Annotated in this window: 24 protein-coding genes; 20 read left to right on the plus strand and 4 right to left on the minus strand. The window is 66.8% G+C overall.

Going from position 1 to position 25,596, the window contains the following annotated elements; all coding sequences use genetic code 11:
* The 3 genes from H0T81_RS00210 to H0T81_RS00220 form a co-directional block, all read left to right on the plus strand.
* Positions 1 to 632 (plus strand): homocysteine S-methyltransferase family protein (locus H0T81_RS00210; RefSeq protein WP_294008670.1); only part of this gene is annotated, 632 nt, incomplete at its 5' end.
* Position 633: 1 nt separating this feature from the next.
* A complete protein-coding gene (gene metH / locus H0T81_RS00215; protein WP_294008672.1) occupies positions 634 to 3,264 on the plus strand; it encodes a methionine synthase in 2,631 nt (876 codons plus the stop codon).
* 28 nt (positions 3,265 to 3,292) lie between these two features.
* On the plus strand, positions 3,293 to 5,278 hold the full coding sequence (locus tag H0T81_RS00220) for a protein-disulfide reductase DsbD domain-containing protein (RefSeq protein WP_294008674.1): 1,986 nt from the start codon (positions 3,293 to 3,295) through the stop codon (positions 5,276 to 5,278).
* On the opposite strand, the gene H0T81_RS00225 is transcribed toward H0T81_RS00220, so the two are convergent.
* On the minus strand, positions 5,247 to 6,905 hold the full coding sequence (locus H0T81_RS00225; protein WP_294008675.1) for an amidohydrolase: 1,659 nt from the start codon (positions 6,903 to 6,905) through the stop codon (positions 5,247 to 5,249). The genes H0T81_RS00220 and H0T81_RS00225 overlap by 32 nt on opposite strands.
* Positions 6,906 to 6,972: 67 nt before the next feature.
* Between H0T81_RS00225 and H0T81_RS00230 the strand changes: the two genes are divergently transcribed.
* A complete protein-coding gene (locus H0T81_RS00230; RefSeq protein WP_294008676.1) occupies positions 6,973 to 8,190 on the plus strand; it encodes a threonine ammonia-lyase in 1,218 nt (405 codons plus the stop codon).
* 136 nt (positions 8,191 to 8,326) lie between these two features.
* Positions 8,327 to 9,139 carry an arginyltransferase gene (locus H0T81_RS00235; protein WP_294008678.1) on the plus strand — a complete coding sequence of 271 codons (813 nt, stop codon included), beginning with the start codon at positions 8,327 to 8,329 and terminating at the stop codon, positions 9,137 to 9,139.
* Positions 9,140 to 9,230: 91 nt separating this feature from the next.
* Here H0T81_RS00235 and ctrA read toward each other — a convergent pair whose 3' ends face one another.
* The gene (gene ctrA / locus H0T81_RS00240; RefSeq protein ID WP_294008680.1) at positions 9,231 to 9,962 is read right to left on the minus strand and encodes a response regulator transcription factor CtrA; all 732 of its coding nucleotides are present in this window, start codon (positions 9,960 to 9,962) and stop codon (positions 9,231 to 9,233) included.
* A 242-nt stretch (positions 9,963 to 10,204) separates the two neighbouring features.
* Here ctrA and H0T81_RS00245 point away from each other — a divergent pair, with 242 nt between their 5' ends.
* Together H0T81_RS00245 and arfB are read left to right on the plus strand one after the other, a co-directional pair.
* A complete protein-coding gene (locus H0T81_RS00245; protein ID WP_294008682.1) occupies positions 10,205 to 10,852 on the plus strand; it encodes an RluA family pseudouridine synthase in 648 nt (215 codons plus the stop codon).
* On the plus strand, positions 10,842 to 11,252 hold the full coding sequence (gene arfB, locus H0T81_RS00250; protein ID WP_294008684.1) for an alternative ribosome rescue aminoacyl-tRNA hydrolase ArfB: 411 nt from the start codon (positions 10,842 to 10,844) through the stop codon (positions 11,250 to 11,252). The genes H0T81_RS00245 and arfB overlap by 11 nt, the downstream gene beginning before the upstream one ends.
* A gap of 5 nt (positions 11,253 to 11,257) precedes the next feature.
* Here the strand turns inward: arfB and H0T81_RS00255 are convergent, their stop codons facing one another.
* Positions 11,258 to 12,481 (minus strand): DUF819 family protein, encoded by a 1,224-nt coding sequence (locus H0T81_RS00255; protein WP_294008686.1) that lies wholly within the window; start codon positions 12,479 to 12,481, stop codon positions 11,258 to 11,260.
* Between the two features lie 146 nt (positions 12,482 to 12,627).
* On the opposite strand from H0T81_RS00255, the gene H0T81_RS00260 reads away from it, so the two are divergent.
* Positions 12,628 to 13,110: a GAF domain-containing protein gene (locus tag H0T81_RS00260; RefSeq protein ID WP_294008688.1), complete on the plus strand. Its 483-nt coding sequence runs from the start codon at positions 12,628 to 12,630 to the stop codon at positions 13,108 to 13,110.
* Here H0T81_RS00260 and H0T81_RS00265 read toward each other — a convergent pair.
* Entirely contained in the window at positions 13,107 to 13,580 is a 474-nt protein-coding gene (locus tag H0T81_RS00265) for a universal stress protein (protein ID WP_294008690.1), read from the minus strand. The genes H0T81_RS00260 and H0T81_RS00265 overlap by 4 nt on opposite strands.
* 127 nt (positions 13,581 to 13,707) lie before the next feature.
* On the opposite strand from H0T81_RS00265, the gene H0T81_RS00270 reads away from it, so the two are divergent.
* The 12 genes from H0T81_RS00270 to rpsJ form a co-directional block, all read left to right on the plus strand.
* Positions 13,708 to 15,048 carry a pyruvate dehydrogenase complex dihydrolipoamide acetyltransferase gene (locus tag H0T81_RS00270; RefSeq protein ID WP_294008692.1) on the plus strand — a complete coding sequence of 447 codons (1,341 nt, stop codon included), beginning with the start codon at positions 13,708 to 13,710 and terminating at the stop codon, positions 15,046 to 15,048.
* A gap of 1 nt (position 15,049) precedes the next feature.
* Complete coding sequence (locus tag H0T81_RS00275) at positions 15,050 to 15,361, plus strand: hypothetical protein (RefSeq protein WP_294008694.1); 312 nt, start codon at positions 15,050 to 15,052, stop codon at positions 15,359 to 15,361.
* Positions 15,358 to 15,741, plus strand: a complete 384-nt coding sequence (locus H0T81_RS00280) for a hotdog domain-containing protein (protein ID WP_366474076.1) — start codon at positions 15,358 to 15,360, stop codon at positions 15,739 to 15,741. The genes H0T81_RS00275 and H0T81_RS00280 overlap by 4 nt, the downstream gene beginning before the upstream one ends.
* On the plus strand, positions 15,734 to 17,164 hold the full coding sequence (lpdA, locus tag H0T81_RS00285) for a dihydrolipoyl dehydrogenase (protein ID WP_294008696.1): 1,431 nt from the start codon (positions 15,734 to 15,736) through the stop codon (positions 17,162 to 17,164). The genes H0T81_RS00280 and lpdA overlap by 8 nt, the downstream gene beginning before the upstream one ends.
* An 11-nt stretch (positions 17,165 to 17,175) precedes the next feature.
* The gene (locus tag H0T81_RS00290) at positions 17,176 to 18,465 is read left to right on the plus strand and encodes an amidohydrolase family protein (protein ID WP_294008698.1); all 1,290 of its coding nucleotides are present in this window, start codon (positions 17,176 to 17,178) and stop codon (positions 18,463 to 18,465) included.
* Positions 18,466 to 18,582: 117 nt separating this feature from the next.
* Positions 18,583 to 19,170 carry a DUF4142 domain-containing protein gene (locus H0T81_RS00295; RefSeq protein ID WP_294008700.1) on the plus strand — a complete coding sequence of 196 codons (588 nt, stop codon included), beginning with the start codon at positions 18,583 to 18,585 and terminating at the stop codon, positions 19,168 to 19,170.
* 112 nt (positions 19,171 to 19,282) lie between these two features.
* Positions 19,283 to 20,581: an amidohydrolase family protein gene (locus tag H0T81_RS00300; protein ID WP_294008702.1), complete on the plus strand. Its 1,299-nt coding sequence runs from the start codon at positions 19,283 to 19,285 to the stop codon at positions 20,579 to 20,581.
* Positions 20,582 to 20,790: 209 nt separating this feature from the next.
* Entirely contained in the window at positions 20,791 to 21,162 is a 372-nt protein-coding gene (rpsL, locus tag H0T81_RS00305) for a 30S ribosomal protein S12 (RefSeq protein WP_028969180.1), read from the plus strand.
* 139 nt (positions 21,163 to 21,301) lie between these two features.
* On the plus strand, positions 21,302 to 21,772 hold the full coding sequence (gene rpsG, locus H0T81_RS00310) for a 30S ribosomal protein S7 (protein ID WP_294008704.1): 471 nt from the start codon (positions 21,302 to 21,304) through the stop codon (positions 21,770 to 21,772).
* A gap of 65 nt (positions 21,773 to 21,837) precedes the next feature.
* Positions 21,838 to 23,934 (plus strand): elongation factor G, encoded by a 2,097-nt coding sequence (gene fusA / locus H0T81_RS00315; RefSeq protein ID WP_294008706.1) that lies wholly within the window; start codon positions 21,838 to 21,840, stop codon positions 23,932 to 23,934.
* Between the two features lie 76 nt (positions 23,935 to 24,010).
* Positions 24,011 to 25,201 (plus strand): elongation factor Tu, encoded by a 1,191-nt coding sequence (gene tuf / locus H0T81_RS00320; protein ID WP_294008708.1) that lies wholly within the window; start codon positions 24,011 to 24,013, stop codon positions 25,199 to 25,201.
* 182 nt (positions 25,202 to 25,383) lie between these two features.
* A partial coding sequence (gene rpsJ, locus H0T81_RS00325) for a 30S ribosomal protein S10 (RefSeq protein ID WP_294008712.1) occupies positions 25,384 to 25,596 on the plus strand: 213 nt, incomplete at its 3' end.

Here is a 25,596-nt window from a genome sequence, read left to right on the forward strand (position 1 = left end):
CGCCCAGGGTGGACGATCCCGGTTACCGCGAAGTCGATTTCGACGGGGTCAAGGCCGCCTATCGCGCCCAGGTCGACGCACTGATTGACGGCGGGGTCGATTTCATCCTGGTCGAGACGGTGTTCGATACGTTGAACGCCAAGGCCGCGATCATGGCGGTGATCGAGGCCGGCAATGCGCTTGGCCGCCCGCTTCCGATCATGGTCTCGATGACCCTGACCGACCTTAGCGGCCGCAACCTCTCGGGTCATACGGTCGAGGCGTTCTGGGCCAGCGTCCGCCATGCCCGGCCGTTGACCATCGGGCTCAACTGCTCGTTTGGCGCGGCCCAGCTCCGTCCGCACCTCGCGGCGCTGTCACGCGATGCCGGGACATTGGTGATGGCTTATCCCAATGCCGGGCTGCCCAACGACCTCGGCGACTATGACGAGGCCGCGGAGGAAACCGCGCGGCAAGTCGCCGAATGGGTCGCCGACGGGCTGGTCAATGTGGTCGGCGGATGCTGCGGCACCACCGCCGCGCATCTCGCCGCGATCGCCGACGCGGCGCACGCCGGCTCGCCGCGCAAAGTGCCGGGCGCCGATGGCCACACGCTGCTCGCAGGCCTCGAGCCGATGGTGCTGGCCGCCTGAGATGGAAGATTCGAGCATCGTTCCTGCCGGCGCGGGCGCGCGGTTCGTCAACATCAGCGAGCGAACGAACGTCACCGGTTCGGCCAGGTTCAAGAAATTGATCCTCGCCGGCGACTATGACGCCGCGGTCGAGGTGGCGCGCGAGCAAGTCGAGAACGGCGCGCAGATCATCGACGTCAACATGGATGAGGCGCTGCTCGATTCAGAAGCGGCGATGACGATTTTCCTCAAACGCATCGCCGCCGAGCCCGACATCGCGCGCGTTCCCGTCATGATCGACTCATCGAAATGGAGCGTGATCGAGGCCGGGCTGAAATGCGTGTCGGGCAAGCCGATCGTTAATTCGATCAGCCTCAAGGAAGGCGAGGAGCCGTTTCTCGAGCTCGCCCGCAAGGTGCGCTCGTACGGCGCCGCGACGGTGGTGATGGCCTTCGACGAAGTCGGGCAGGCGGACACTGTCGAGCGCAAGGTGTCGATCTGCGAGCGCGCCTACCGGCTCCTGACGGAGGACGGCACCGACCCGCAGGATATCATCTTCGACCCCAACATCTTCGCGGTCGCGACCGGCATCGACGAGCATCGCCGTTACGCGCTCGACTTCATCGAGGCGACTCGCGAGATCCGCGCGCGCTGCCCGGGCGTCCACGTCTCCGGCGGGCTCTCCAACCTCAGCTTCTCGTTCCGTGGGAACGAGCCGGTCCGCCGGGCGATGCACAGCGTGTTCCTCTACCACGCGATTCCCGCCGGCCTCGACATGGCCATCGTCAACGCCGGCCAGCTCGACGTCTACGACCTGATCGATCCCGAGCTTCGCGAGGCTTGCGAGGACGTGATCCTCGACCGGCGTGACGATGCGACCGAACGGCTGGTCGACCTCGCGGAAAGCTATCGCGGCACGGACGCGGCCCAGGAAAAGATCGAAGCCGAATGGCGCGGAATGGCGGTCGGCGAGCGCCTGTCGCACGCGCTGGTCAAGGGCATCGACAGCCACATCGTCGAGGACACCGAGGAAGCGCGGCATCTGTTCGCTCGGCCGATCGAGGTGATCGAAGGGCCGCTGATGGACGGCATGAACGTCGTCGGCGACCTATTCGGGTCGGGCAAGATGTTCCTGCCGCAGGTGGTCAAGTCGGCGCGGGTGATGAAAAAGGCGGTCGCGCATCTGCTGCCGTTCATCGAGGCGGAGAAAGAGGCGACCGGAGCGACCCAGGGCAAGGGTCGGGTGGTGATGGCGACCGTCAAGGGGGACGTCCACGACATCGGCAAGAACATCGTCGGCGTCGTCCTGCAGTGCAACGGCTTCGAGATCATCGACCTTGGCGTGATGGTGCCGTGGCAGGACATCCTGCAGTCGGCGAACGAGCACAATGCCGACATCATCGGCCTGTCCGGGCTGATCACTCCCTCGCTCGACGAGATGGTGACGGTGGCCGGCGAGATGCAGCGGCTGGGTCTCAAGACCCCGCTGCTGATCGGCGGAGCGACGACCAGCAAGGCGCACACCGCGCTTCGAATCGATCTCGCTTACGATGGGCCGGTGATCCACGTGCTCGATGCCAGCCGGGCGGTGGGAGTGGCCTCGAGCCTGGTCTCCGACACCCAGCGCGAGCCGCTGATCGCTGCCGCGGCCGAGGAATATGACAAGCTGCGCAAGTCGCGCGAGCGCAGCGGCCACAGCCAGCTGGCGAGCCTCGAGGAAGCGCGCGCCAACGCTTTTTCGTTCGACCCCAGCGGCCAGGCGCCGCCGCCGCTGCGTCCCGGCCTCCACCAGTTCGGCGAATGGCCGCTCCGGGACCTGCGCGCGTCGATCGACTGGACTCCGTTCTTCCGCGCCTGGGAGCTGGCCGGCAATTATCCCGCGATCCTCGACGACCCGGTGGTTGGGGAGAGCGCCAAGAGCCTGTTCGCCGATGCCCAGGAGATGCTCGAGCGGCTGATTGCCGAGCGCTGGGTGACCCCGAGCGCGACGGTCGGGCTGTGGCGCTGCAAACGCGAAGTCGACGATGTGCTGGTGCTGGCCGGCAACGACTGGACTCGCGTGCCCTTCCTTCGCCAGCAGGTGAAGAAGCGCGCCCAGGATTCCGGCGGCCGCCCCAACATGTGCCTCGCCGATTTCATCAATCCCGACGGGGAGGACTGGATCGGCGGCTTTGCGGTCGGAATCCACGGCCTTGAGCCGCACCTCGAGCGCTTCAAGGCCGAAAACGACGATTATTCGGACATTTTATTGAAAGCGCTCGCCGACCGCCTGGCCGAAAGCCTTGCCGAAGTGCTCCACGCCGAGGTCCGCAACCGCATCTGGGGCTATGCCGACGAGCATTTCTCCAACGAGCAATTGATCCGCGAGAAGTACCAGGGCATCCGGCCGGCTCCCGGCTACCCCGCGTGTCCCGACCACAGCTTGAAGCCGATGCTGTTCGACATGCTCGGCGGCACTCCGGGCGGGGTCACATTGACCGAGAATTACGCGATGCTTCCGACCTCGGCGGTGTCGGGATTTTATTTCGGCCACCGCGACAGCCAGTATTTCGGGGTCGCGCGGATCGGCCGCGACCAGCTCAACGATTATGCCCGGCGGCGCGGGGTCGACGTCGAATGCGCCGAGCGCTGGCTGAGGCCCAACCTCGACTAGGACCGGGCGACGCACTAGCTCAGAAGCGATGCTTCGACGGCTGTTCATTCTCCTGGCGCTCCTGCTGACGCCGGCGCTCGGCGAGGCGCGCACCAATGCAATCCAGCCCGAGCTGGTCGCCGAAGGCCCGGCACCGCCCGGAGGCGAGGTCGAGCTTGCCATTCACATGCGGACCAAGCCCGGCTGGCACGGATACTGGCGCAACCCCGGCGATGCGGGCCTGCCGATGGAGGTCGAGTGGCGGCTTCCTCCAGGTTTCGCAGTCGGCCCGCTGCGCTACCCCGTGCCGACTCGGCTGACGATCGCGGGGCTGATGAACTACGTTTACGAGCGCGACTATGCGGTGCTGGTGCGGTTGCAGGTGCCGCCGGGTGCGCGCGGCACGGTGCCGATCCGCGCGGAGGCCCGCTGGCTCGCCTGCACCGACAAGGTCTGCGTGCCCGAAAGCGGCTCGTTCGCGCTCACCTTGCCAGTCGGCAGCGGAGTCCCGGAGCGGGCGCGCTTCGACGAATGGCGCCGGGCGCTGTCGCAGCCGCTGCTCAGCCCGGCGCGGTTCGAGCTTTCCGGACAAAAGCTGCGCGTCGCGATCCCGCTGCCAAGCGACGTCACGCTGGGCGAGCCCTACCTGTTCCCGATCACCGACGGGCCGGTCGACTACGCCGGCGAGCAGCATTTCCGGCGCTCCGGCGACACGTTGATCGCCGAGCTTCCGCGCCGCCGCGGCGAGCCCGGCAGGTTCGCCGGAGTGCTGGCGCTCGGCGACGGCCGCGGGCTCGAGTTCGAGGCGGTTCCAGGCGACGTGCCCGACGGCGGCCGGCCGGTCGGCGATCTCGGCGCCCGAGCGATCCTGTTCGCGGTCCTCGGGGCAATCGCCGGCGGGCTGCTGTTGAACCTGATGCCGTGCGTGTTCCCGATCCTGGCACTGAAGGCGATCCATTTGGCCAAGAGCGGCGGCGAAGCAGCTCATGCGCGGCGCGATGCGCTGGCCTATGCGGCCGGGGCGGTGGTCGGCACCGGTGCGCTCGGGGCGGCGTTGCTGGCGATCCGCGCCGCCGGCAGCGCAGTCGGCTGGGCGTTCCAGCTCCAGGACCCGCGGACGATCATCCTGCTGCTGCTGCTCAGCGTCGCGATCGCGCTCAACCTCGTCGGCCTGTTCCAAGTGCCGGCTCTGGCCAGCCGGGCGCGGCCGAGCGGCGGTTTCGCGACGGGAGCGCTGGCAGCGTTCGTCGCCACTCCCTGCGCCGGGCCGTTCCTCGGCGCCGCTCTCGGGACCGCGCTGCTGCTGCCGGCAGCCGGCTCGGTGCTGGTGTTCGCCGCGCTGGGGCTTGGGCTAGCAATCCCGTTCCTGGCTGTCGGCTTCGTCCCGGCGTTGCGCAAGCGCCTGCCCACACCGGGGCCATGGATGGTCCGGCTGCAGCGCTTCCTGGCCATCCCGATGGCGGCGACCGCAGCGGCGTGCCTGTGGCTGCTCTACCGCCAGGGAGGAAGCGACGCGTTGCTGGCCGGGCTGGCGACAGTCGTGGTGTTGGCCGTGGCGCTCGCCTGGATCGGTTCGCGGCAGCGCACCGGCCGGGCGGTTGGCCTGACGGCGGTGCCGGTGCTGGTCGCGCTCGCGGCGGTCGCCATCTGGTGGGTGCCGGAACGGCCGGCTGCCTCGGCGCGGGCTCCGCAGGGAGCCGAGCCATGGAGCCAGGCGCGCGTCGCCCGCCACCTCGAGCAGGGGCGCCCGGTGTTCGTTTATTTCACCGCCGACTGGTGCCTGACCTGCAAGGCCAACGAAGTCTCGGCAATCGACCGCTCGGAGGTCCGCAAAGCGTTCAAAAACGCCGGCGTCCGAGTGCTCGCCGGCGACTGGACCAACGGCGACCCGGCGATCACTCGCTTCCTCGAAAGCCGCGGCCGAGCCGGGGTGCCTCTCTACCTGTGGTACCGGCCCGGGGCGGAGCCCGAGGAGCTGCCGCAGATCCTCACCGCCTCGTCGCTCATTTCCCGCGCTCGCCAGCACCGGCGCTAGCGGAGCGCTGCCAAACCTTCTTGCCGGCGACCCAGGTCTCGAACACCTCCGTCGCGGCGAGCTCCTGCGGGTTCACCCGGGTCGGATCGCGGTCGACGAGGATGAAATCGGCCCATTTGCCGGGCTCTAGGCTGCCGATGCGGTCCTCGGCGAAACCGGCGAAGGCAGCGTTGCGGGTGAAGCCGGCGAGCGCCTGCTCCAACGAGACCCGCTCCTCGGGCCGCCAGCCTCCCGGCGGAATTCCATTGGGGTCCTGGCGACTGACCGCGGCGGCGAGGCCGGGGAACGGGTTCGGGCTTTCGACCGGAAAGTCGGAGCCGAAGGCGAGAATCCCGCCGCTTTTGGCGATGCTGTTCCACGCATAGGCGCCGGCCAGCCGCGGCGGGTCGAGGCGCGCCTCGGCCATGGTCCGGTCGCTGGTCTGGTGGACCGGCTGCATCGAGGCGATGATCCTGGCTCGGCCGATGCGCGGGATGTCGGCGCGGTCGACGACCTGGACATGCTCGATGCGCCATCGCCGGTCGCCGGCGTAGGTCTTGCGAAGCGCTTCGTAGGTCGAGATTACCTGCGCATTGGCGGCGTCGCCGATCGCATGGATGGCGAGCTGGAAGCCGGCCGCCGCCGCCCGGTTGGCCTGCGCCCGAAGCTCGGCGTCGGTGAGGAACCGGAGGCCGCGCGTGTCGGGCTTGTCGGCGTAGGGTCGCTTGAGCCAAGCGCCGCGCGAGCCGAGCGCACCGTCGGCGTAGAGCTTGACTCCGACCATTCGAAGATGGTCGCCGTGCAGCCACGCGGACGGCGTCGCGGGCATTGCATCGACACCGGCCGCATAGCCCATGATCCGCAGCTGCAGCCGACCGGACTGGGCGGCCGAGTTCATGGCCACCCAGTCCTCGGCCGAGGTTCCCATGTCGGCGACCGCGGTCAGGCCGGTCGCCAGGAGCAAGTCCTGCGCCTTGGCGAGCGCCCGCTCGCGGTCGGCGGCGGAGGGCGCCGGAATCCTCGATTCAACGAGCGCCATCGCGGCGTCGATCAGCAGGCCGGTCGGATGGCCCGCCTGGTCGCGCTCGATTCGGCCGCCGACCGGGTCCCTGGTCGCGGCGGTGATGCCTGCTTGCTTGAGCGCGGCACGATTGACGACCAGCGCGTGGCCGTCGACCCGCTCGAGCGCCACCGGCCTGCCGGGCACGACGGAGTCGAGATCGGCGGCGGTCGGAAATCGCTTGTCGGCCCACAATTCCTGGTTCCAGCCGCGGCCGACGATCCACCCGTCCGGATTGGCGGCCGCGTAATCTTGGAGCCGAGACTGCAGCTCGGCCAGCGAGCCGGTGCCGGTCAGGTCGAGCCGGAGAGCGGCGAGCCCGAGGCCCATCACATGGCCGTGCGCGTCGATCAGGCCGGGAAGCAGAGTGCGGCCCTGAGCATCGATGCGCGGGCCCGAGTGCGCGGGGCTCCGCACCTTGCTGAAGGTGCGGATCACCTTGCCGTCGTCGCCGATCAGCAAGGACTCGAAGCGTTGCAGCTTGCCGTCCGCGCCGACCTGGATGCCGTTGGCGTTGTGGATCAGCGTATCGGCGAGCGCGGGCGTGGCGAGCAAGGCCGCGTTGAGCGCGAGGATCGTCCTGAGCATGGGCTTAAGCACGCTGGGGCGCATAGCATTGTTTGAACGCCGCGGAAGGGCTAGCCATTGCCCCCCAATGACGCAGCCTCCGACGATCGACGACATCCGCGCCGCGGCGCAGCGGATCGAAGGCGCGGTCATCCACACGCCGATGCTGATGAGCCGGACCTTCTCCGAAATCATCGGCGCCGAGGTGTGGCTGAAGTTCGAGAACCTCCAGTTCACCGGTGCCTACAAGGAGCGCGGTGCGCTCAACAAATTGCTGCAGCTGACCGACGATGAGCGCGCCCGCGGGGTGATCGCGGCCTCGGCCGGCAACCACGCGCAGGCGGTCGCCTATCATGGCAAGCGGCTCGGGATTCCGGTGACCATCGTCATGCCGTCCGCGACCCCGACGGTGAAGGTCAGCCAGACCGCCGGCCACGGCGCCCGGGTGATCCTCGACGGAGCGATGTTCGACGATGCCCACGCCAAGGCATGCGAGCTGGCGGCCAAGGACGGCCATGTGTTCGTCCACCCGTTCGACGACCCGCAGGTGATCGCCGGGCAGGGGACGATCGCGCTCGAGATGCTCGAGGCGGTGCCCGACCTCGACACGCTGGTGATCCCGGTCGGCGGCGGCGGACTGATGTCGGGCATGGGCATCGCGGCGCGCGCACTGAAGCCGGACATCGGCCTGATCGGAGTCGAGGCCGAGCTCTACCCGTCGATGAAATGCGCGATCGAGGGCTGCAACCTGCCGCTCGGCGGCGACACTTTGGCCGAGGGCATCGCCGTCAAGCAGCCGGGCGAGCTGACGTCGCGGATCCTCGGCGAGCTCGTCGAGGAGATCGCGCTGGTCGCCGAGCGCGACATCGAGCGGGCGGTGGCGATGCTGGTTGCGATCGAAAAGAGCGTCGTCGAGGGCGCCGGAGCGGCGGGGCTGGCGGCGATGCTGGGCGATCCCAAGCGCTTCGCCGGGCGCAAGGTCGCGACCGTGCTGTGCGGCGGCAATATCGACACGCATCTGCTGGCCAACGTGCTGGTCCGCGACCTGGTGCGCAGCGGGCGGATCGCACGGCTCCGAATCGCTGCCCAAGACCGGCCGGGCGCGCTGGCCGCGATTACCGCCAAGTTCGAGGCGGCCGGGGTCAACATCATCGAGATCAACCACAGCCGAATTTTCACGCGGCTGCCCGCCAAGGACACGGTGATCGAGGTCGAGAGCGAAGCCCGCGACCCGCGGGCGATGGAGGATGTCATCGAACGGCTCGAATCGGCCGGATTCCACGTCGAGCGGGCGTCGCTGGATTGAGCCTTTTCGAGGGCGCCGGCCATCCCACTCCGGGACAGTCTCGCCGCTTAACCCTCTTTGCGCGGTGCAAAGCCCTTTTCAACCGCGTTTACCAGCAGCATAAAGGAGTCCGAAACCAAACCAGAGAGGGGGCGCGGTGAGCGCACCATTCCGCTTTCCCAAGTTCTTCGTGACCAACCCGTCGCCGTGCCCCTATTTGCCGGGCAAGATCGAGCGCAAGGTGTTCACCGAATTGAACGGCCGCCAGTCGAGCGAGCTCAACGAGGCGCTCGGGCGGATCGGATTCCGGCGCAGCCAGTCGGTCGCTTACCGGCCGAGCTGCATCGACTGCTCGGCCTGCGTGTCGGTGCGGGTGCTCGCCGCCGAGTTCGAGCCGAGCGCCACCCAGCGCAAGCTGATCCGCCGCCATTCCGAGCTCGAGGTCACCGCCTGCAAGCCGTGGACCACCGAAGAGCAATATGCACTGCTGCGCCGCTATCTCGCCGATCGCCATCCCGGCGGCGGAATGGCCGAGATGGACGAAAGCGACTTCGCCGACATGGTCGAGCAGACCCCGGTGCGGACCTTCGTCATCGAATATCGCGAGCCGTCGGTGGGCGGCCGGCCCGGCAGGCTGGTCGGCGCCTGCCTCAGCGACCAGCAGGGCGACGGTCTGTCGATGATCTACAGCTTCTTCGACGTGGGCGCGGCCGCCCGCAAGGGCCTCGGAACCTTCATCATCCTCGACCACATCATCCGCGCGGCGCGCGCCGGGCTGCCCTACGTCTACCTCGGCTATTGGGTCGATGGCTCGCCGCGCATGGCCTACAAGACCAGCTTCCAGCCACTCGAGCGGCTCGGCCGCGACGGCTGGCGGCGGATGGGCCGACAGGCCGAAACCAACGCCGAGCCGGCCTCGGTCGTGCTGCCGGCCCGCCGTGTCGGGAAACGCCTCCTGATCGACGCTTAAAAGGCGGAGCGCCGGGGGTTCCCATCAAAGTTGTACTTTGATGGGGTCCCGAAGCGCCCCGCCTTTCCGTTGCCCCCAACGAAACTTGAAATCAGGCGACGGCGGTTTGCGCCGGTGCGGCCTCTTGTGCCGCCGGAACCTCATCGGCGTCGCTGTCGCGAAGCACGTAGCCGCGGCCCCACACCGTCTCGATGTAATTGGCGCCGCCGCAGGCGAGGCTCAATTTCTTGCGCAGCTTGCAGATGAACACGTCGATGATCTTCAATTCGGGCTCGTCCATGCCGCCGTAGAGATGATTGAGGAACATCTCCTTGGTCAGAGTCGTGCCCTTGCGGAGCGAAAGCAGCTCCAGCATCGCATATTCCTTGCCGGTCAGGTGAACCCGGCTGCCGTCGACCTCGACCGTCTTGGCGTCGAGGTTGACCGCGATCTTGCCGGTTCGGATGACCGATTGCGAATGGCCCTTCGAGCGACGGACGATCGCGTGGATCCGCGCGACCAGCTCGTCGCGGTGGAACGGCTTGGTCACATAGTCGTCGGCGCCGAAGCCGAGCGCTCGGACCTTGCTGTCCATCTCGCCGACGCCCGACAGGATCAGGACCGGAGTGCCGACCTTGGCGGTCCGCAGCTTCTTGAGCACATCATAGCCGTGCATGTCCGGCAGGCCCAGATCGAGCAGGATGATGTCGTAATCGTAGAGCTTGCCGAGATCGAGGCCTTCTTCGCCAAGATCGGTCGTGTAGACGTTGAAGCCTTCGGTCCCGAGCATCAGCTCGATGCTCTTGGCGGTCGTCGGCTCGTCTTCGATGAGCAGCACGCGCATGTCGCTATTTCCCCCCGATCGCGGCCGGGGTCACGCTTTCGCGTAACACCCTCTTAACGGCCTTGAAGCAATCATTAACCATTCGAGAGATGAAGGGTAAAGGTTAATATTGTGTAACAGCCTGAAATCCTTGGGCGTCGTTGCGCACGAGTCACAAGCGCCTCATCGAGAGCGCGGGTTCCTGGCGGGAAATGTGGCCGCTTGCCACTCGACTTCCCTCGGGGCGGACGGTCTAAGGAAGCGTGCTCGACGACCGTATCCTGTTCATCGACGGCGAGGCGATGGTGATCGACAAGCCAGCGGGGCTGCCCGTCGATACGCCCAAACGCGGCGGCCCAAGCATCGAGTCCAGATTGGATGAGCTTCGCTGCGGATTCAGACGCAAGCCGGTGATCATGCACCGGCTCGACCAGGACACGACCGGCTGCCTGCTGCTGGCGCGCAATCCCAAGGCGCGCACCGCGTTCCAGCAGGCGTTCGAGGCGCGCTCGGTGGAAAAACATTATCTGGCGGTGATCGGCAGCGAAGTCGAGGCGCAGGAGGGTGTGATCGATCTCGCCATCGCCAAGCGCTCGAGCGCCGAGGCCGGATGGCGGATGGTCGGCGATGCGGCCGGCCAGGCGGCGGTCACCCGCTGGCGCAGGATTGCCGGGCGTGACGGCCGAACGCTGGTCGAGTTCCGGCCGCTGACCGGACGAACCCACCAGATTCGAGTGCATGCGCGCGAGGCGTTCGCAAGCGGCATCGTCGGCGACCGCGTCTATGGCATCCCCGGAGGCGCAATGCTGCTCCACGCATCGCGGCTGGTGGTGCCGCGCGGCGCCAAGCCGGCGATCGATGTCACGGCTCCATTGCCCGAGCATTTCGGAGAGTGGCGTAATGCGGCCTGAGGACGTGATCATTCCGGAAGATGCGCTCAGCGAGAGCTTCCTCGCCGCGACGGGCCCGGGCGGGCAGAACGTCAACAAGGTCGCGACCGCGGTCCAGCTGCGGCTCGATGTCGACAAGCTCGGGCTCAGCCCCGACGCCTACGAGCGGCTGAAGCGGATCGCCGGGAGCCGGATGACCACGGCCGGCGAGCTTTTGGTCACCGCTCGGCGCTACCGGACGCAGGACGCCAATCGAACCGACGGCCGGGCGCGGCTGGCGCAGATGATCGCCGATGCCCATATCGTCCAGCCCAAGCGCAAGCCGACGCGGCCGAGCCGGGCGGCGAAAGCCAAGCGCATCGACCAAAAGACGCAGCGCGGCGCCGTCAAGCGAGCGCGCGGGCGAGTGGAGCTGGACTGATCGCCTCAGGCGCCGGCGACGATCCGGACCAGGTGCCCCGCGACGATCGCTCCGTAATTGCCGATCGCGTAGCACAGCATCGCCATCAGGATCGCGACCGGGACCAGCGAGCGGTGGTGTGCAGCCGCGACCACCGGCGCCGAGGCCGCGCCGCCGACGTTCGCAATCGCCGCCACCGCCATCAGCCTGAGGTCGGTCCGCATCAGCTTGGCCGCGAGCACCATCAGCGAGGCGGAGACGAACAGCCACACGAACGCTCCGGCGACGAACGCGGGAGCTTCGGCGAAGCCGGCGACCGAGGCCGACGCTCCCATGTTGGCGACGAAGATGTAGAGCACCGCGGTGCCGGTCACTTCCGCCTGGTACGAGCGGCGGATCGGGGTGAAGGAGAGCAGTACCGCGCCGGTCGTCACCAGCAGGACCAGCCAGGTCGAGCCGGTGATGAACGGCGGCAACTCGGGCAGCTGCGCCGCGATCCATGCGCACAGAGCGACGTTCGCGAGCGCGGCGGTCAGCATCAGCAGCAGGTCGAGCATCGGCGGGACCTCGAGGTAAGTCTTGACCGGGATGGCCGGTGCCGGATCCGCGGCCGCCTCGCCCTCCGGCTCCCCGGCTGCTTCCGGACCGGCGCCGCCCACGGCCTCCGTCTCATCGAGGACCAGCGGCTTGGCTTTCACCCAGCGGTTGAATGGACCGGCGTAGCGCGCCGACACGATCAGCAGAGGCAGCCACAGCAGGAACACCAGCTGGTCGGCGAGGATCGCCAAGCCCATCTGGTCGGGTGGAGTGCCGAGCGCCCGCTCCATCGCGGCCATGTTGGCGGTGCCGCCGATCCAGCTTCCGGCCAGGGCTCCGTAGCCGGTCCAGGTCCCGGGCGGCAGCCACGCGCTGAGCGCGAGATAGCCGATCGGCGCTCCGACGATGACGCAGGCCGTCGACACCAGCAGCACCGGCAGTCCCGAGCCCAGAGTCGCAACCACCCTGCGCAGGTCGATGGTCATCACCAGCAGGGTGATGAACACCGGCAGCAAGTACATGCGTATGCCGGCATAGACCGGCGATTCTTCGGGCAGGATGCCCAGCGCGCGGAGCACCAGCGGAGTCGCGTAGATCCACAGCAGCGGCGGCAGGAACGACCACAGCCGCCACCCGGTGCGGAATTCAAGGAAGAAATAGAAGGCCGGCACCGCCAGCAGCACGAACAGGACGAAGACGCTCGGCTGGTCCAAATTCAGGCCCCCTTGTTGACGATCCGACTGTCGCCGGTCGGTCGATGGAGACTAGCGAAATGGCGCGGCAGCGCCAGAGCCAGCGCATTGCGGATCGCCGCACCCGCTGCCAATTAGCGGCTGCGGCGCGGAAGGATCACACGGAAATGTACGACTTCAGGATCGAGGCTGCGGACAAGGCGGCGATGTACCGCGACCTCGCTGCGGCGCTCGAGGGGCTGGTGGCTGGCGAGCCCGACCCGGTCGCCAACATGGCCAATGCCGCCGCTTTGATCTGGGAGACCTTGCCCGACATCAACTGGGCGGGCTTTTATCGAAATATCGAGGGCGAACTGGTGCTGGGCCCGTTCCAGGGCCGACCGGCGTGCATCCGCATCGCCTTCGGCCAGGGCGTGTGCGGGGCGGCTGCGGCGAGCCTCGAGGTGCAGCGCGTCGACGACGTCCACGACTTCCCCGGCCACATCGCCTGCGATGCGGCGTCGGTGAGCGAGCTGGTGGTGCCGATCGTGGGGGCGGGCGGCAAGCTGGTCGCGGTCCTCGATCTCGACAGCCCGAGCCGGGCGCGGTTCGACGCCGACGATGAAGCCGGCTGCATCGCGCTCGCGGAGGCGCTGGCGAAAGTTCTTTAGCTGAGCTGCTCGAGCCGCTCGTCGTTGAGGCCGCCGGGAATCAGCATCACCGGGCACGGCAGCTTGCCTGCGTCGTTGCCGGTGAAATGCCCGACCAGCGGGCCCGGGTCGCCGGCTGGCGCTGCTCCGAGCACCAGCGCGGCGACGTCGGCGCGCTCGCCGATATGTTCCCAAACCGCTTTGACGGGCTCGCCCTGGCGGACGACGACCGAGGCTTCGACCCCGGATTCATCGAGAATCTCCCCGACCGAGGAGCTGACGATTCCTTCGATGCGCAGCCGCTGCTCTTCCTCGAACGCTTTTTCGACTCCGCCCCACTGGAGGAAATCCTGCGGCTCGACGACCGCCAGCACCTCGACGCGCCCTTCCGTCTTGGCGGCGCGCCGGGCGGCGAAGCGCAGCGCCACGCGCGCCTCGGGGCTGTCGTCGATGACGACCAGATATGTTCGAAGAATGTCCTTCGCCCCCATGTACTTCCCAGTGCTGCGTCAAAGCGCGGGCAAGCGCAAGTCGGCTGAGCTTATTTGGCCGCCTACTTGACCCCAACCGCCGCGTTCGCTTTGTGCCACTGGCCTCCCCGTTCGCGGAAAGACGCCGATGCCGACCGAACTGAAGATGCCTGCCTTGTCCCCGACGATGGAGGAGGGGACCCTCGCCAAATGGCTGGTCAAGGAAGGCGACACGGTCAGTTCGGGTGACATCCTGGCCGAGATCGAGACCGACAAGGCGACGATGGAGTTCGAGGCGGTCGACGAGGGGACGATCGCCAGGATCCTGGTGCCGGAAGGCAGCGACGGAGTGAAGGTCGGGACCCCGATCGCGGTGCTCGCGGCGGAAGGCGAGGACGCCGGTGCCGCGGCTGCCCAGCCCGCTCCAAAGCCGGACGCGACGGCCAAGACCCCGTCTCCTCCCAAGGAAGAGGATCGCACTGAGGCGCCAAAGGAAGACGCTCCAGCACCGGCACCGCCAGCCAAAGGCGGCGGCGAAACGCCGACCGCTCCCGCAAAGCCGGCCGCCGGCGAAGCTGCTCCCGCTCCCTTGAGGAAAGAGGGTTCCTCCGAGCGCATCAAAGCGTCGCCCCTGGCGCGGCGGCTGGCCGAGGCGCAGGGCATCGACCTCGCGACCCTCAAGGGTTCCGGACCGGGCGGGCGGATCGTCCGCGCCGATCTGGGAGCGGCCGCTGGCGGGGCGATGACTGCCCCCCAGACTGCCGCGGCTCCGAGCGCCGCGCCGGCCGAACCGGGCGATATCCCGCACGAGGTCGTCAAGCTCAGCAACATGCGCAAGACGATCGCTCGCCGGCTCACCGAGTCGAAGCAGCAGATCCCGCACATCTATCTGACCGTCGACATCCAGCTCGACGCGTTGTTGAAACTGCGCACCGAGCTCAATGCCGGGCTTGAGGCCCGCAAGATCAAGCTGTCGGTCAACGATTTGCTGATCAAGGCGCTCGCCCACGCGCTGATCGAGGTGCCCGACTGCAACGTCAGCTTCGCGGGCGACAATCTGCTCAAGTACAGCCGCGCCGACATTTCGGTCGCGGTGTCGATCCCCGGCGGCCTGATCACTCCGATCATCGCCAACGCCGACGGCAAGAGCGTGTCGGCGATCTCGACCGAGATGAAGGACCTCGCAGCGCGCGCCAAGGAGGGCAAGCTGCAGCCGCACGAATATCAGGGCGGCACCGCCTCGATTTCGAACATGGGGATGTACGGAATCAAGGCGTTCGACGCGGTCATCAACCCTCCGCAGGCGATGATCATGGCGATCGGCGCCGGCGAAAAGCGCCCCTATGTGATCAACGACAGCCTGCAGATCGCGACGGTGATGAGCGCGACCGGAAGCTTCGACCACCGCGCCATCGACGGCGCCGACGGAGCGCGCTTCATGCAGGCGTTCAAGCGGCTGGTCGAAGCCCCGCTGGGGATGCTCGCATAGGATGCACATCCCGCGTCCACTGCTGATCGCATTGCTGATCCCTCATGTGTTGCTCGTCTGGGGCGGAATGGGGTTGTTTGGCGAGGGTTGGATCATGTTGGGGCTATGCATGGGATCAAAGGTCCCCGCCCTTCCGATAGTGGTCGGCCTGATGTGGCTCGCCGCAACCATTTCACCGGTCGTCGGTCTGGTTTCAATTTGGAAGCGAAGAGTCCAATCGCTTTATTTGGGACTTGTCGCATTAACACTCCTCACAATCTGGCTTGTCGGCTTCTTGGTTGAATTGCGCGTTTCCTATTGCGACGGCCCGTGACGAGAATCCCCCTAATCCGCGTCACCGCCATGCCGTCCGACACCAACCCGTATGGCGGCGTGTTCGGTGGGTGGCTGATGGGGCAAATGGGGCTCGCCTGCGGCTCGTTCGCGTCGCGCCATTCGCGCGGCAAGGCGATCCTCGTCGCCGCGGACGGCGTCAAATTCCCGGGCGCGATGGCGGTCGGCGACGAGCTCAGCGTCTATGTCGAGTTGCTCAAGCAGGGGCGCACGTCGCTCAAGCTGAAGGCGGAAGCCGTCGCCCGCGAGCGCGACGGCGACGACGAAAAACTCGTCGCGGAGGGCGAATTCACTTTCGTCGCGCTCGATACGAACGACAAGCCGCGAGCGATCGCGGGACAGGAACACGGCAATGGCTGAAAGCTACGACCTCATCGTGCTCGGCTCCGGGCCGGGCGGCTATGTCGCGGCGATTCGGGCGGCCCAGCTGGGGCTGAAGACGGCGATCGTCGAGCGCGAGCTGCTCGGCGGGATCTGCCTCAACTGGGGCTGCATCCCGACCAAGGCGCTGCTGCGCTCGGCCGAGATGTTCCACCACATCAAGCACGCCGAGAGTTTCGGGCTGTCGGCGGGAAAACCCGGCTTCAACCTCGAGAAAGTCGTCGCCCGCAGCCGCGGCGTCGCCGCGCAGATGAACCGCGGAGTGACCGGGCTGATGAAGCGCAACAAGATCGCCGTCCACATGGGCGAGGGGAAATTGACCGCGCCGGGCAAGCTGACGGTGACTGCCGGCTCGGGGGCCGGGGCAGGCGCCAAGGCGACCGAGCTCGCCGCCAAGCACATCATCATCGCCACTGGCGCCCGGGCGCGCGAGCTGCCGTTCGCCAAGTCCGACGGCAAGCGCATCTGGACCTATCGCCACGCGATGACCCCGCCCGAAATGCCGACCGAATTGCTGGTCATCGGCTCGGGCGCGATCGGGATCGAGTTCGCGAGCTTCTACAGCGATCTGGGCGCCAAGGTGACGGTGGTCGAGATGCTCGACCGAATCGTGCCGGTCGAGGACGCCGAGGTCAGCCGGGCGCTGACCAAGTCGCTGACCGCCCAGGGGATGGAGATCCTGACCTCGGCCGGGGTCGAGAGCCTCAAGGCGGATGGCAAGGGAGTCGCCGCGGCGATCAAGGGCAAGGACGGCAAGACATCGGAGCGGCGTTTCAGCCATGCGATCGTCGCCGTCGGGATCGCGCCCAATACCGAGAATCTCGGTCTCGAGGAGCTCGGAGCGAAGACCACCAGGGGCCACATCGACACCGATCCGATGTGCCGCACCAGCGTCGCCGGCCTGTGGGCGATCGGCGACGTCACCGGGCCGCCGTGGCTGGCGCACAAGGCGAGCCACGAAGGGATCATCGCCGCCGAGGCGATCGCCCAAGAGCTCGACAACAATGACGCGCACCCGCACGCGATGGACGCGCTCAATATCCCCGGCTGCACTTACTGCCGGCCGCAGGTCGCCAGCGTCGGGCTGACCGAGGCCAGGGCCAAGGAGGCCGGCTTCGAGGTCAAAGTCGGCCGCTTCCCGTTCCCCGGCAACGGCAAGGCGATCGCCATGGGCGAAACCGAGGGTTTCGTGAAAACGATCTTCGACTCGAAGACCGGCGAGCTGCTCGGCGCCCACATGATCGGCGCCGAAGTCACCGAGTTGATCCAGGGCTACACCATCGGCAAGACGGCCGAGCTGGTCGAGCAGGATTTCATCGGCGCCGTCTTCCCGCATCCGACCTTGTCCGAGATGATGCACGAAAGCGTGCTCGCCGCGTTCGGCCGAGTGATCCACATCTGAGGAGAATTGCGTTGATCAAGCACCTGCTGCTGGTCGCCGCCGCGGCTGTCTCGTTCGCCGCTCCTGCGCCGGCGGAACGCGTCGTCGTCACCGCCGACCGGATGCTCGACGTGCTGACCGGCCGCTATGTCGACAATCCGGCGATCTTCATCGGCGACGACGGGCGCATCCAGTCGATCGCAAACGCCGCAGCCGTGCAAATCCCCCAGGGGACGCGGCACATCAATCTCGCCGGGCGGACGCTGCTTCCCGGCCTGATCGACATGCATGTCCATCTCGACTCGCCGGCCGACATCGGCGGCTACCGCGGCCTCGAGTTCACCGACAGCTTCTGGGCGATGACGGCGGTGGGCAACGCCAGGGGGATGCTCGACGCCGGGTTCACGACGGTGCGCAACGTCGGCTCCAGCAACCGCAACGACGTCGGTCTCAAGCAGGCGATCGACAATGGCTATGCGCTCGGACCTCGGATCCTCCCGGCCGGCTACGCCCTGGGCGCGACCGGCGGCCATTGCGATTCCACCTTCCTTCCACCGAGCCTCGAGAAGGACGAGAAGGAAGAGGGCATCGCGGACGGAGTTGAGGAATTCCGCCACCAGGTCCGGCGCCAGCGCAAGTTCGGCGCCGAGGTGATCAAGGTGTGCGCGACCGGGGGCGTGTTCTCGCGCAACACCGAGCCAGGCCAGCTGCAGGTGTCGCAGCCGGAGCTGCGAGCGATCGCCGATGAAGCGCACCAATGGGGCCTTCGGGTCGCGGCCCACGCCCATGGCGCCGAGGGCATCAAGGCGGCGATCCGCGCCGGCATCGACACCATCGAGCACGCCAGCCTCGTCGACGACGAAGGAATCCGCCTCGCCGTCGAGCGGCGGCAGCCGGTGTGGTTTGCGATGGATATCCACAACACCGAATACACCCAGGCCGAGGGGGCGAAGAACGGCGTGCTTCCCGACAATCTCCGCAAGGACCGCGAGATCGCGCAGATCCAACGCGACAATTTCCGCAAGGCGCATCGCGCCGGGGTCCGGCAAGTCTTCGCGAGCGACGCCGGGGTAATGCCGCACGGCCAGGTCGGCAGGCAATTTCGGACCATGGTCAAGTACGGCATGACCCCGCTCGAGGCGATCCGGGCCGCGACCCGCAATGCCTCAGAGGCGCTCGGGCGGACTCGGGATGTCGGAGCGATCGCGGCTGGCCGCTTCGGCGACATCGTCGCGGTCACCGGCGACCCGCTGAGCGACGTCACGGTGCTCGAGCGGCCGGACGCGGTAATCAAGGGTGGACGGCTGATCCCGCGCAGCTGAGCAGCGCTCCCCAGTTCGGAGTTGCGTGCGCGGGAAGCGGAACGCACTGACTTAGAAAATGTTTTTGCCCCAACAAGCGGCATTGAAGACCGCTTCAACGGGTAAAGGAAAGTCATCATGCGTACCGCAACTTTGACCACCGTGGCCGCATTCGCGCTTGCCGCGGCGGCTTGTAACAACAACACCGGCAACGACGTGTCGACGGACGTCAATCTCGCGGAGGACGCGGCGGCCAACGACGTCCTTGGCGCCAACCAGATGGGCAGCGCGGCCGCCGCCGCTCCGACCGATGCCGCCGGCTTCGCCAACGCGGCCGCCTCGACCGATCTTTATGAGATTGAAAGCGCCCGGCTCGCCGCCGACAAGGCCCGCAACTCCGAAGTGAAGTCGCTCGCCCAGCACATCCGCACCGACCACGAGAAATCGACGTCCGAGCTCAAGAGTGCGGCCAGCACAGCCAACATCACGGTCGATCCGAAGCTCGACGCGGAGAAGCAGGGCATGCTCGAGCAGTTGCGAGCGGCGAGCGGGGCTGAGTTCGACCGGCTGTACCTCGAGCAGCAGAAAACCGCTCACCAGAAGGCGTTGGCGCTGCTCCAGGGCTATTCGAGCGGCGGCGACAATGAGGCGCTCAAGGTCTTCGCGACCAAGACCGCGGCGGCGATCAAGGGCCACCTTGACCACGCAAACAGCATCCGGCTCTAGCAGGCGCCGGACAGGAACGGAGCCGCACCGCGGACCGCCGCGTGGCGGCTCCTCTTATTCGGCCGAACGAGCGAGCGATTGCGCTCCCCTCGGGGATGCTTAAGCTGAGCCGATGAGCATCAAATCAATCCTCGCCGCGTTGCTTGCCGCCAGCGCCGCTTCATCGGCCCTCGCCGCCCCGACCTTTATCCACGCCGGCCGGCTGATCGCGGTTCCGGGCAAAGCGGTTCGGGGCCCATCGACCATCGTCGTCGACAACGGCCGCATCGTCTCGGTCACCAACGGGCTCTCCCGGATCGAGCCGGGCGCCTCGTACATCGACCTTCGAGGCCGGACCGTGCTTCCGGGCCTGATCGACAGCCACGTCCACCTCGAATCCGATGCCGGTGGCGATGCGCGGCTGGTCGAAAGCGTGACCCTCAATGACGCCGAGCGTGCGTTCAAGGCGATGGCCAATGGCCGCAAGACCCTCGAGGCGGGCTTCACCACCGTTCGCAATCTCGGCGGCGGACCGGCGATCGGCGCGCTTCGCAACGCGGTCGCTGCGGGTACCGTCCGCGGTCCGCGAATCCTCGACGCCGCCTCTGGGATCTCGACCACCAGCGGACATGGCGACAGCCGCGTCGGACTCGTCGAGGAACTTCACCCGGCGGTCGCGCCCGACAACGTCTGCGATGGCGCCGAGGAATGCCGCCGGGCGGTGCGGGCGCAGGTGCGGCGGGGCGCGGATGTGATCAAGACCATGACGACCGGCGGCGTCAACAGCCGCATCGGCGCGGGCCTCACCGCCCAGATGTTCGACGACGAGATCAAGGCCATCGTCGACACCGCGCGGCTCTACGGCAAGAAGGTGGCGGTGCACGCGCACGGCGCCGACGGCATCAACATGGCGCTCGCCGCGGGCGCCCACTCGATCGAGCACGGCACACTGCTCGACGAGGAAGGCATCCGGCTCTTCAAGCGCACCAACGCCTATTATGTGCCGACGCTCTCGACCGTGAACGGGTACCTCGAGCGGATCGCGGCCGATCCCAACGCCTATCCGCCGGCGGTCCGAGCCAAGATCGACTGGCGGATCGGAATCACCGGCCAGGCGCTTCGCAAGGCGGTGCCGGCCGGAGTCAGGATCGCCTTTGGCACCGACGCCGGAGTGTCCAAGCACGGCCGCAACGCCGACGAGTTCGAGCTGATGGTGAAGCATGGGATGAGCCCGGCCGCGGCAATCCAGGCGGCGACCGTCAACGCTGCGGACCTGCTGGGGCTGGCAAGCGAGATCGGCACCATCGAGCCCGGCAAGAGCGCCGACATCATCGCCGTGGCTGGCGACCCGTTGAGCGACGTCACCGTGCTCAAGCGCGTCGATTTCGTCATGGCCCGCGGCGAAGTGGTGAAAGCGCCTCCGGCCCGTTGACCGTCGGCGGCTGCCCGGCTATTGGGCCGCTCGTCCGCGGGGCGTCGAATTCGTTTCCCCGCCGGGCAAGAGCTGAACATTGCTCGACGACGTGAAGGCCCGGCAGTCCAGATGGCTTGCCGCACGCCTTCGCGCTTTGCGTTCGGGCAAAGTAACCGCCGGAGGCTCCATCATGGGGTTTTGGCCGGCAATGAAAAGGTGAAGGCTTCATGCCGACGATCAACCAGCTGATCCGCAAGGGTCGCGAACCGCAGAAGGCCAAGTCCAAGGTCCCTGCGATGGAGCAGAACCCGCAAAAGCGCGGCGTCTGCACCCGCGTCTATACGACGACCCCGAAGAAGCCGAATTCGGCGCTGCGCAAGGTGGCCAAGGTCCGACTGACCAACCAGCGCGAAGTGATCAGCTACATTCCCGGCGAGGGCCACAACCTCCAGGAGCACAGCGTCGTGCTCATCCGCGGCGGGCGTGTCCGCGACCTTCCGGGGGTTCGCTACCACGTGCTCCGCGGAGTCCTCGACACGCAAGGGGTCAAGGACCGCCGCCAGTCCCGGTCCAAATACGGCGCCAAGCGCCCGAAGTAACCGAGCGGCCAATTGGCCGCGTAGAGTTATCCCGGCGCAGGCCGGGATCCAGCTGGATCCCCGCTTTCGCGGGGATGACGAAAAAAAGCAGTAAGCCCCGGACAGGTTCCGGATTCGGCTGAAGAGAAAGGAAGCTCGAATGTCCCGTCGCCGCCGCCCAGAGAAGCGCGAAATCCTGCCCGACCCGAAGTTCGGGGACGAGGTGCTGTCCAAGTTCATGAATTCGGTGATGTTCGACGGCAAGAAGTCGGTCGCCGAAGGCATCGTCTATGGCGCCCTCGAGAGCGTCGAGACGCGTCTCAAGAAAGACCCGCTGCAGGTCTTCCACGACGCGCTCAACAATGTGAAGCCGGGCATCGAGGTCCGCAGCCGTCGGGTCGGCGGAGCCACCTACCAGGTGCCGGTCGAGGTTCGGCCCGAGCGCGCCCAGGCGCTGGCCATCCGCTGGCTGATCTCGGCGGCTCGCGCGCGGTCCGAAAAGACGATGTCGGCGCGCCTGTCGGGCGAGCTGATGGACGCCTCGCAGAACCGCGGCAACGCGGTCAAGAAGCGCGAAGACACGCACCGCATGGCCGAGGCCAACCGGGCCTTTTCGCACTACCGCTGGTAATTATCGCACCTATATCGTGAGGGTCCGGCCCCGCCGGTTCCCCGTATCGCCAAGGAAACCAAGAAATGGCCCGCAGCCATCCGCTCGAACGCTATCGCAACATCGGCATCATGGCCCACATCGATGCCGGCAAGACGACGACGACCGAGCGCATCCTCTATTACACCGGCAAGTCCTACAAGATCGGCGAGGTCCACGAGGGCACCGCGACCATGGACTGGATGGAGCAGGAGCAAGAGCGCGGGATCACCATCACCTCGGCCGCCACGACCTGCTTCTGGCGGGCCGAAGAGGCCAAGGGCGAAGAGCATCGGATCAACATCATCGACACGCCCGGCCACGTCGACTTCACCATCGAGGTCGAGCGCAGCTTGCGAGTGCTCGACGGCGCGGTCGCCTGCTTTGACGGAGTCGCCGGCGTCGAGCCGCAATCGGAGACCGTCTGGCGCCAGGCCGAGAAGTACAAGGTCCCGCGGATGTGCTTCGTCAACAAGCTCGACCGCACCGGCGCCAATTTCGACATGTGTGTCGAGATGATCAAGGACCGCCTCGGAGCGCGGCCGATGGTGCTTTATCTCCCGATCGGGATCGAGAGCTCGTTCAAGGGCCTGGTCGACCTGGTCGAGAACCGGGCGATCATCTGGCTCGAGGAGAGTCTGGGCGCGAAGTTCGTCTACGAGGACATCCCCGACGACCTGAAGGACGCTGCGGCGGAAGCGCGCATGCACATGATCGAGATGGCTGTCGAGCAGGACGACGAGGTGATGACGCATTACCTCGAGGGCCAGGAGCCCGACGTAGCCACCCTGAAGAAGCTGATCCGCAAGGGCACTCTGAACTTCTCGTTCGTGCCGGTGCTGTGCGGCTCGGCGTTCAAGAACAAGGGCGTCCAGCCGCTGCTCGACGCGGTCGTCGACTATCTGCCGAGCCCGCTCGACATCCCGCCGGTCGAGGGCCTCAAGCTGGACGGCGAGACGACCGAGACTCGCGCTCCTTCGGACGACGCGCCATTCTCGGCGCTCGCGTTCAAGATCATGAACGACCCGTTCGTCGGGACCCTGACCTTCGCGCGCATCTATTCGGGCAAGCTCGAGACCGCGTCGCAGGTTCTGAACTCGGTCAAGGACAAGAAGGAAAAGGTTGGCCGCATGCTGTTGATGCACGCCAACGACCGCGAGGACATCCAGGTCGCCTATGCCGGCGATATCGTCGCCTTGGCAGGGCTCAAGGACACCACCACCGGCGACACTCTGAGCGCCGCCAATGCCCCGATCATCCTCGAGCGGATGGAATTCCCCGATCCGGTGATCGAGGTCGCGGTCGAGCCCAAGACCAAGGCCGACCAGGAGAAGATGGGCGTCGCTCTCAACCGCCTGGCGCGCGAGGACCCGTCGTTCCGAGTCACCAGCGATTATGAATCCGGGCAGACCATCATCAAGGGAATGGGCGAGCTACATCTCGAGATCCTGATCGATCGAATGAAGCGCGAGTTCAAGGTCGAGGCCAACGTCGGCGCTCCGCAGGTCGCCTATCGCGAATCCCTCGCCCGGCCGGTCGATCTCATCTACACCCACAAGAAGCAGTCGGGCGGCTCGGGCCAGTTCGGCGAGGTCAAGGTGGCGCTCGAGCCCGGCGAACGCGGCACCGGGATCGAGTTCGTCGACGAGATCAAGGGCGGCAATGTTCCCAAGGAATATATCCCGTCGGTCGAGAAGGGCATGCGCGAGACCGCCGAGACCGGCTCGCTGATCGGCTTCCCGATCATCGACTTCAGGATCCGGCTTCTGGACGGCAAGTACCACGAGGTCGACTCCTCGGCGCTGGCGTTCGAGATCGCCGGCCGCGGAGCGATGCGCGAGGCCGCGCAGAAGGCCGGCATCAAGCTATTAGAGCCGATCATGAAGGTTGAGATCGTAACCCCGGAACCATATCTGGGCGACGTCATCGGCGACCTCATGTCGCGCCGTGGACAGGTCCGGAGCCAAGACACGCGCGGCAACGCCTTGATTGTCGAGGCGACGGTCCCGCTCGCCAACATGTTCGGCTACGTCAATCAGCTGCGTGGTTTCACCCAGGGGCGCGCGCAATACACGATGCAATTCTCACATTATGAGGAAGTGCCGCAGAACGTCGCCGACGAGTTGAAGGCGAAGCTGGCATAAGGGGATTTTTGTAGCTAATGGGCGCGCTCGCACTGGGCGGCGCCGCCCGGGTTTCCGATAGAAGAAGAGGCGTAAAATGGCGAAGGCTAAATTCGAGCGGACGAAGCCGCACTGCAACATCGGCACCATCGGTCACGTCGACCATGGCAAGACGTCGCTGACCGCGGCGATCACCAAGATTCTCGCCGAGACCGGCGGCGCGACGTACACCAGCTATGCCAATATCGACAAAGCTCCCGAGGAGCGCGAGCGCGGCATCACCATTTCGACCGCTCACGTCGAATATGAGACGGCCGCGCGCCACTATGCGCACGTCGACTGCCCGGGCCATGCCGACTATGTGAAGAACATGATCACCGGCGCCGCGCAGATGGACGGCGCGATCCTGGTCGTGTCCGCCGCCGACGGCCCGATGCCGCAGACCAAGGAGCACATCCTGCTCGCCAAGCAGGTCGGCGTTCCGACCATGGTCGTCTACCTGAACAAGGTCGACCAGGTCGACGACCCCGAGCTTCTCGAGCTGGTCGAGTTGGAAATCCGCGAGGAGCTGTCCAAGCGCGAGTTCGACGGCGACAACATCCCGATCGTCTCCGGCTCGGCGCTGGCTGCTCTCGAGGACAAGAATCCGGAGATCGGCAAGGAATCGATCCTCAAGCTGATGGCCGCGGTCGACGAGTGGATTCCGCAGCCCGAGCGCCCGCTCGACAAGCCGTTCCTGATGCCGATCGAGGACGTGTTCTCGATTTCGGGCCGCGGCACGGTCGTCACCGGCCGCGTCGAGACCGGCATCGTCAAGGTCGGCGAGGAAGTCGAGATCGTCGGCATCAAGGATACGACGAAGACGGTCGTCACCGGCGTCGAGATGTTCCGCAAGCTGCTCGACCAGGGCCAGGCCGGCGACAACATCGGCGCCCTTCTGCGCGGCGTCGCGCGTGAAGACGTCGAGCGCGGTCAGGTGCTGTGCAAGCCCGGGTCGATCAAGCCGCACACCGACTTCAACGCCGAAGTCTATGTGCTGTCGAAGGACGAGGGCGGCCGCCACACGCCGTTCTTCGCCAACTATCGCCCGCAATTCTACTTCCGCACCACCGACGTCACCGGCGAGGTCGTGCTTCCGGAGGGCACCGAAATGGTGATGCCGGGCGACAATGTGAATCTCGGCGTGAAGCTGATTGCTCCGATCGCCATGGACCAGGGCCTGCGCTTCGCGATCCGCGAAGGCGGCCGGACCGTCGGCGCGGGGGTTGTCGCGGAGATCACGAAGTAATATAGGGCGCCAGCCGCGCGGGTCTTTTTGCAAGATTCGCGCGGCTCGCTTTGAAGTGCGTTCAAGGGTAGGCGCGGGGGCCGCGGCCGAAAGGCCAGTCGCCGGGCATGCCCGTTTTTGGTTTGTGGTCCCGATCTGCCGTCGCGGTGGTGAGGGGCAGGCTCTTTCGCATCGGCAGGGACATGGAAACGCAGAATATCCGTATTCGCCTGAAAGCCTTCGATCACCGTGTGCTCGACCAGGCGACCGGCGACATCGCTGATACTGCGCGGCGCACCGGTGCGCTGATCCGTGGGCCCATCCCCTTGCCGACGCGAATTGAGAAGTTCACCGTCAACCGCTCGCCGCACGTCGACAAGAAGTCGCGCGAGCAGTTCGAGGTCCGGACCTACAAG

It is taken from the genome of Sphingomonas sp., assembly GCF_013812825.1.
GTDB lineage: Bacteria > Pseudomonadota > Alphaproteobacteria > Sphingomonadales > Sphingomonadaceae > Sphingomicrobium.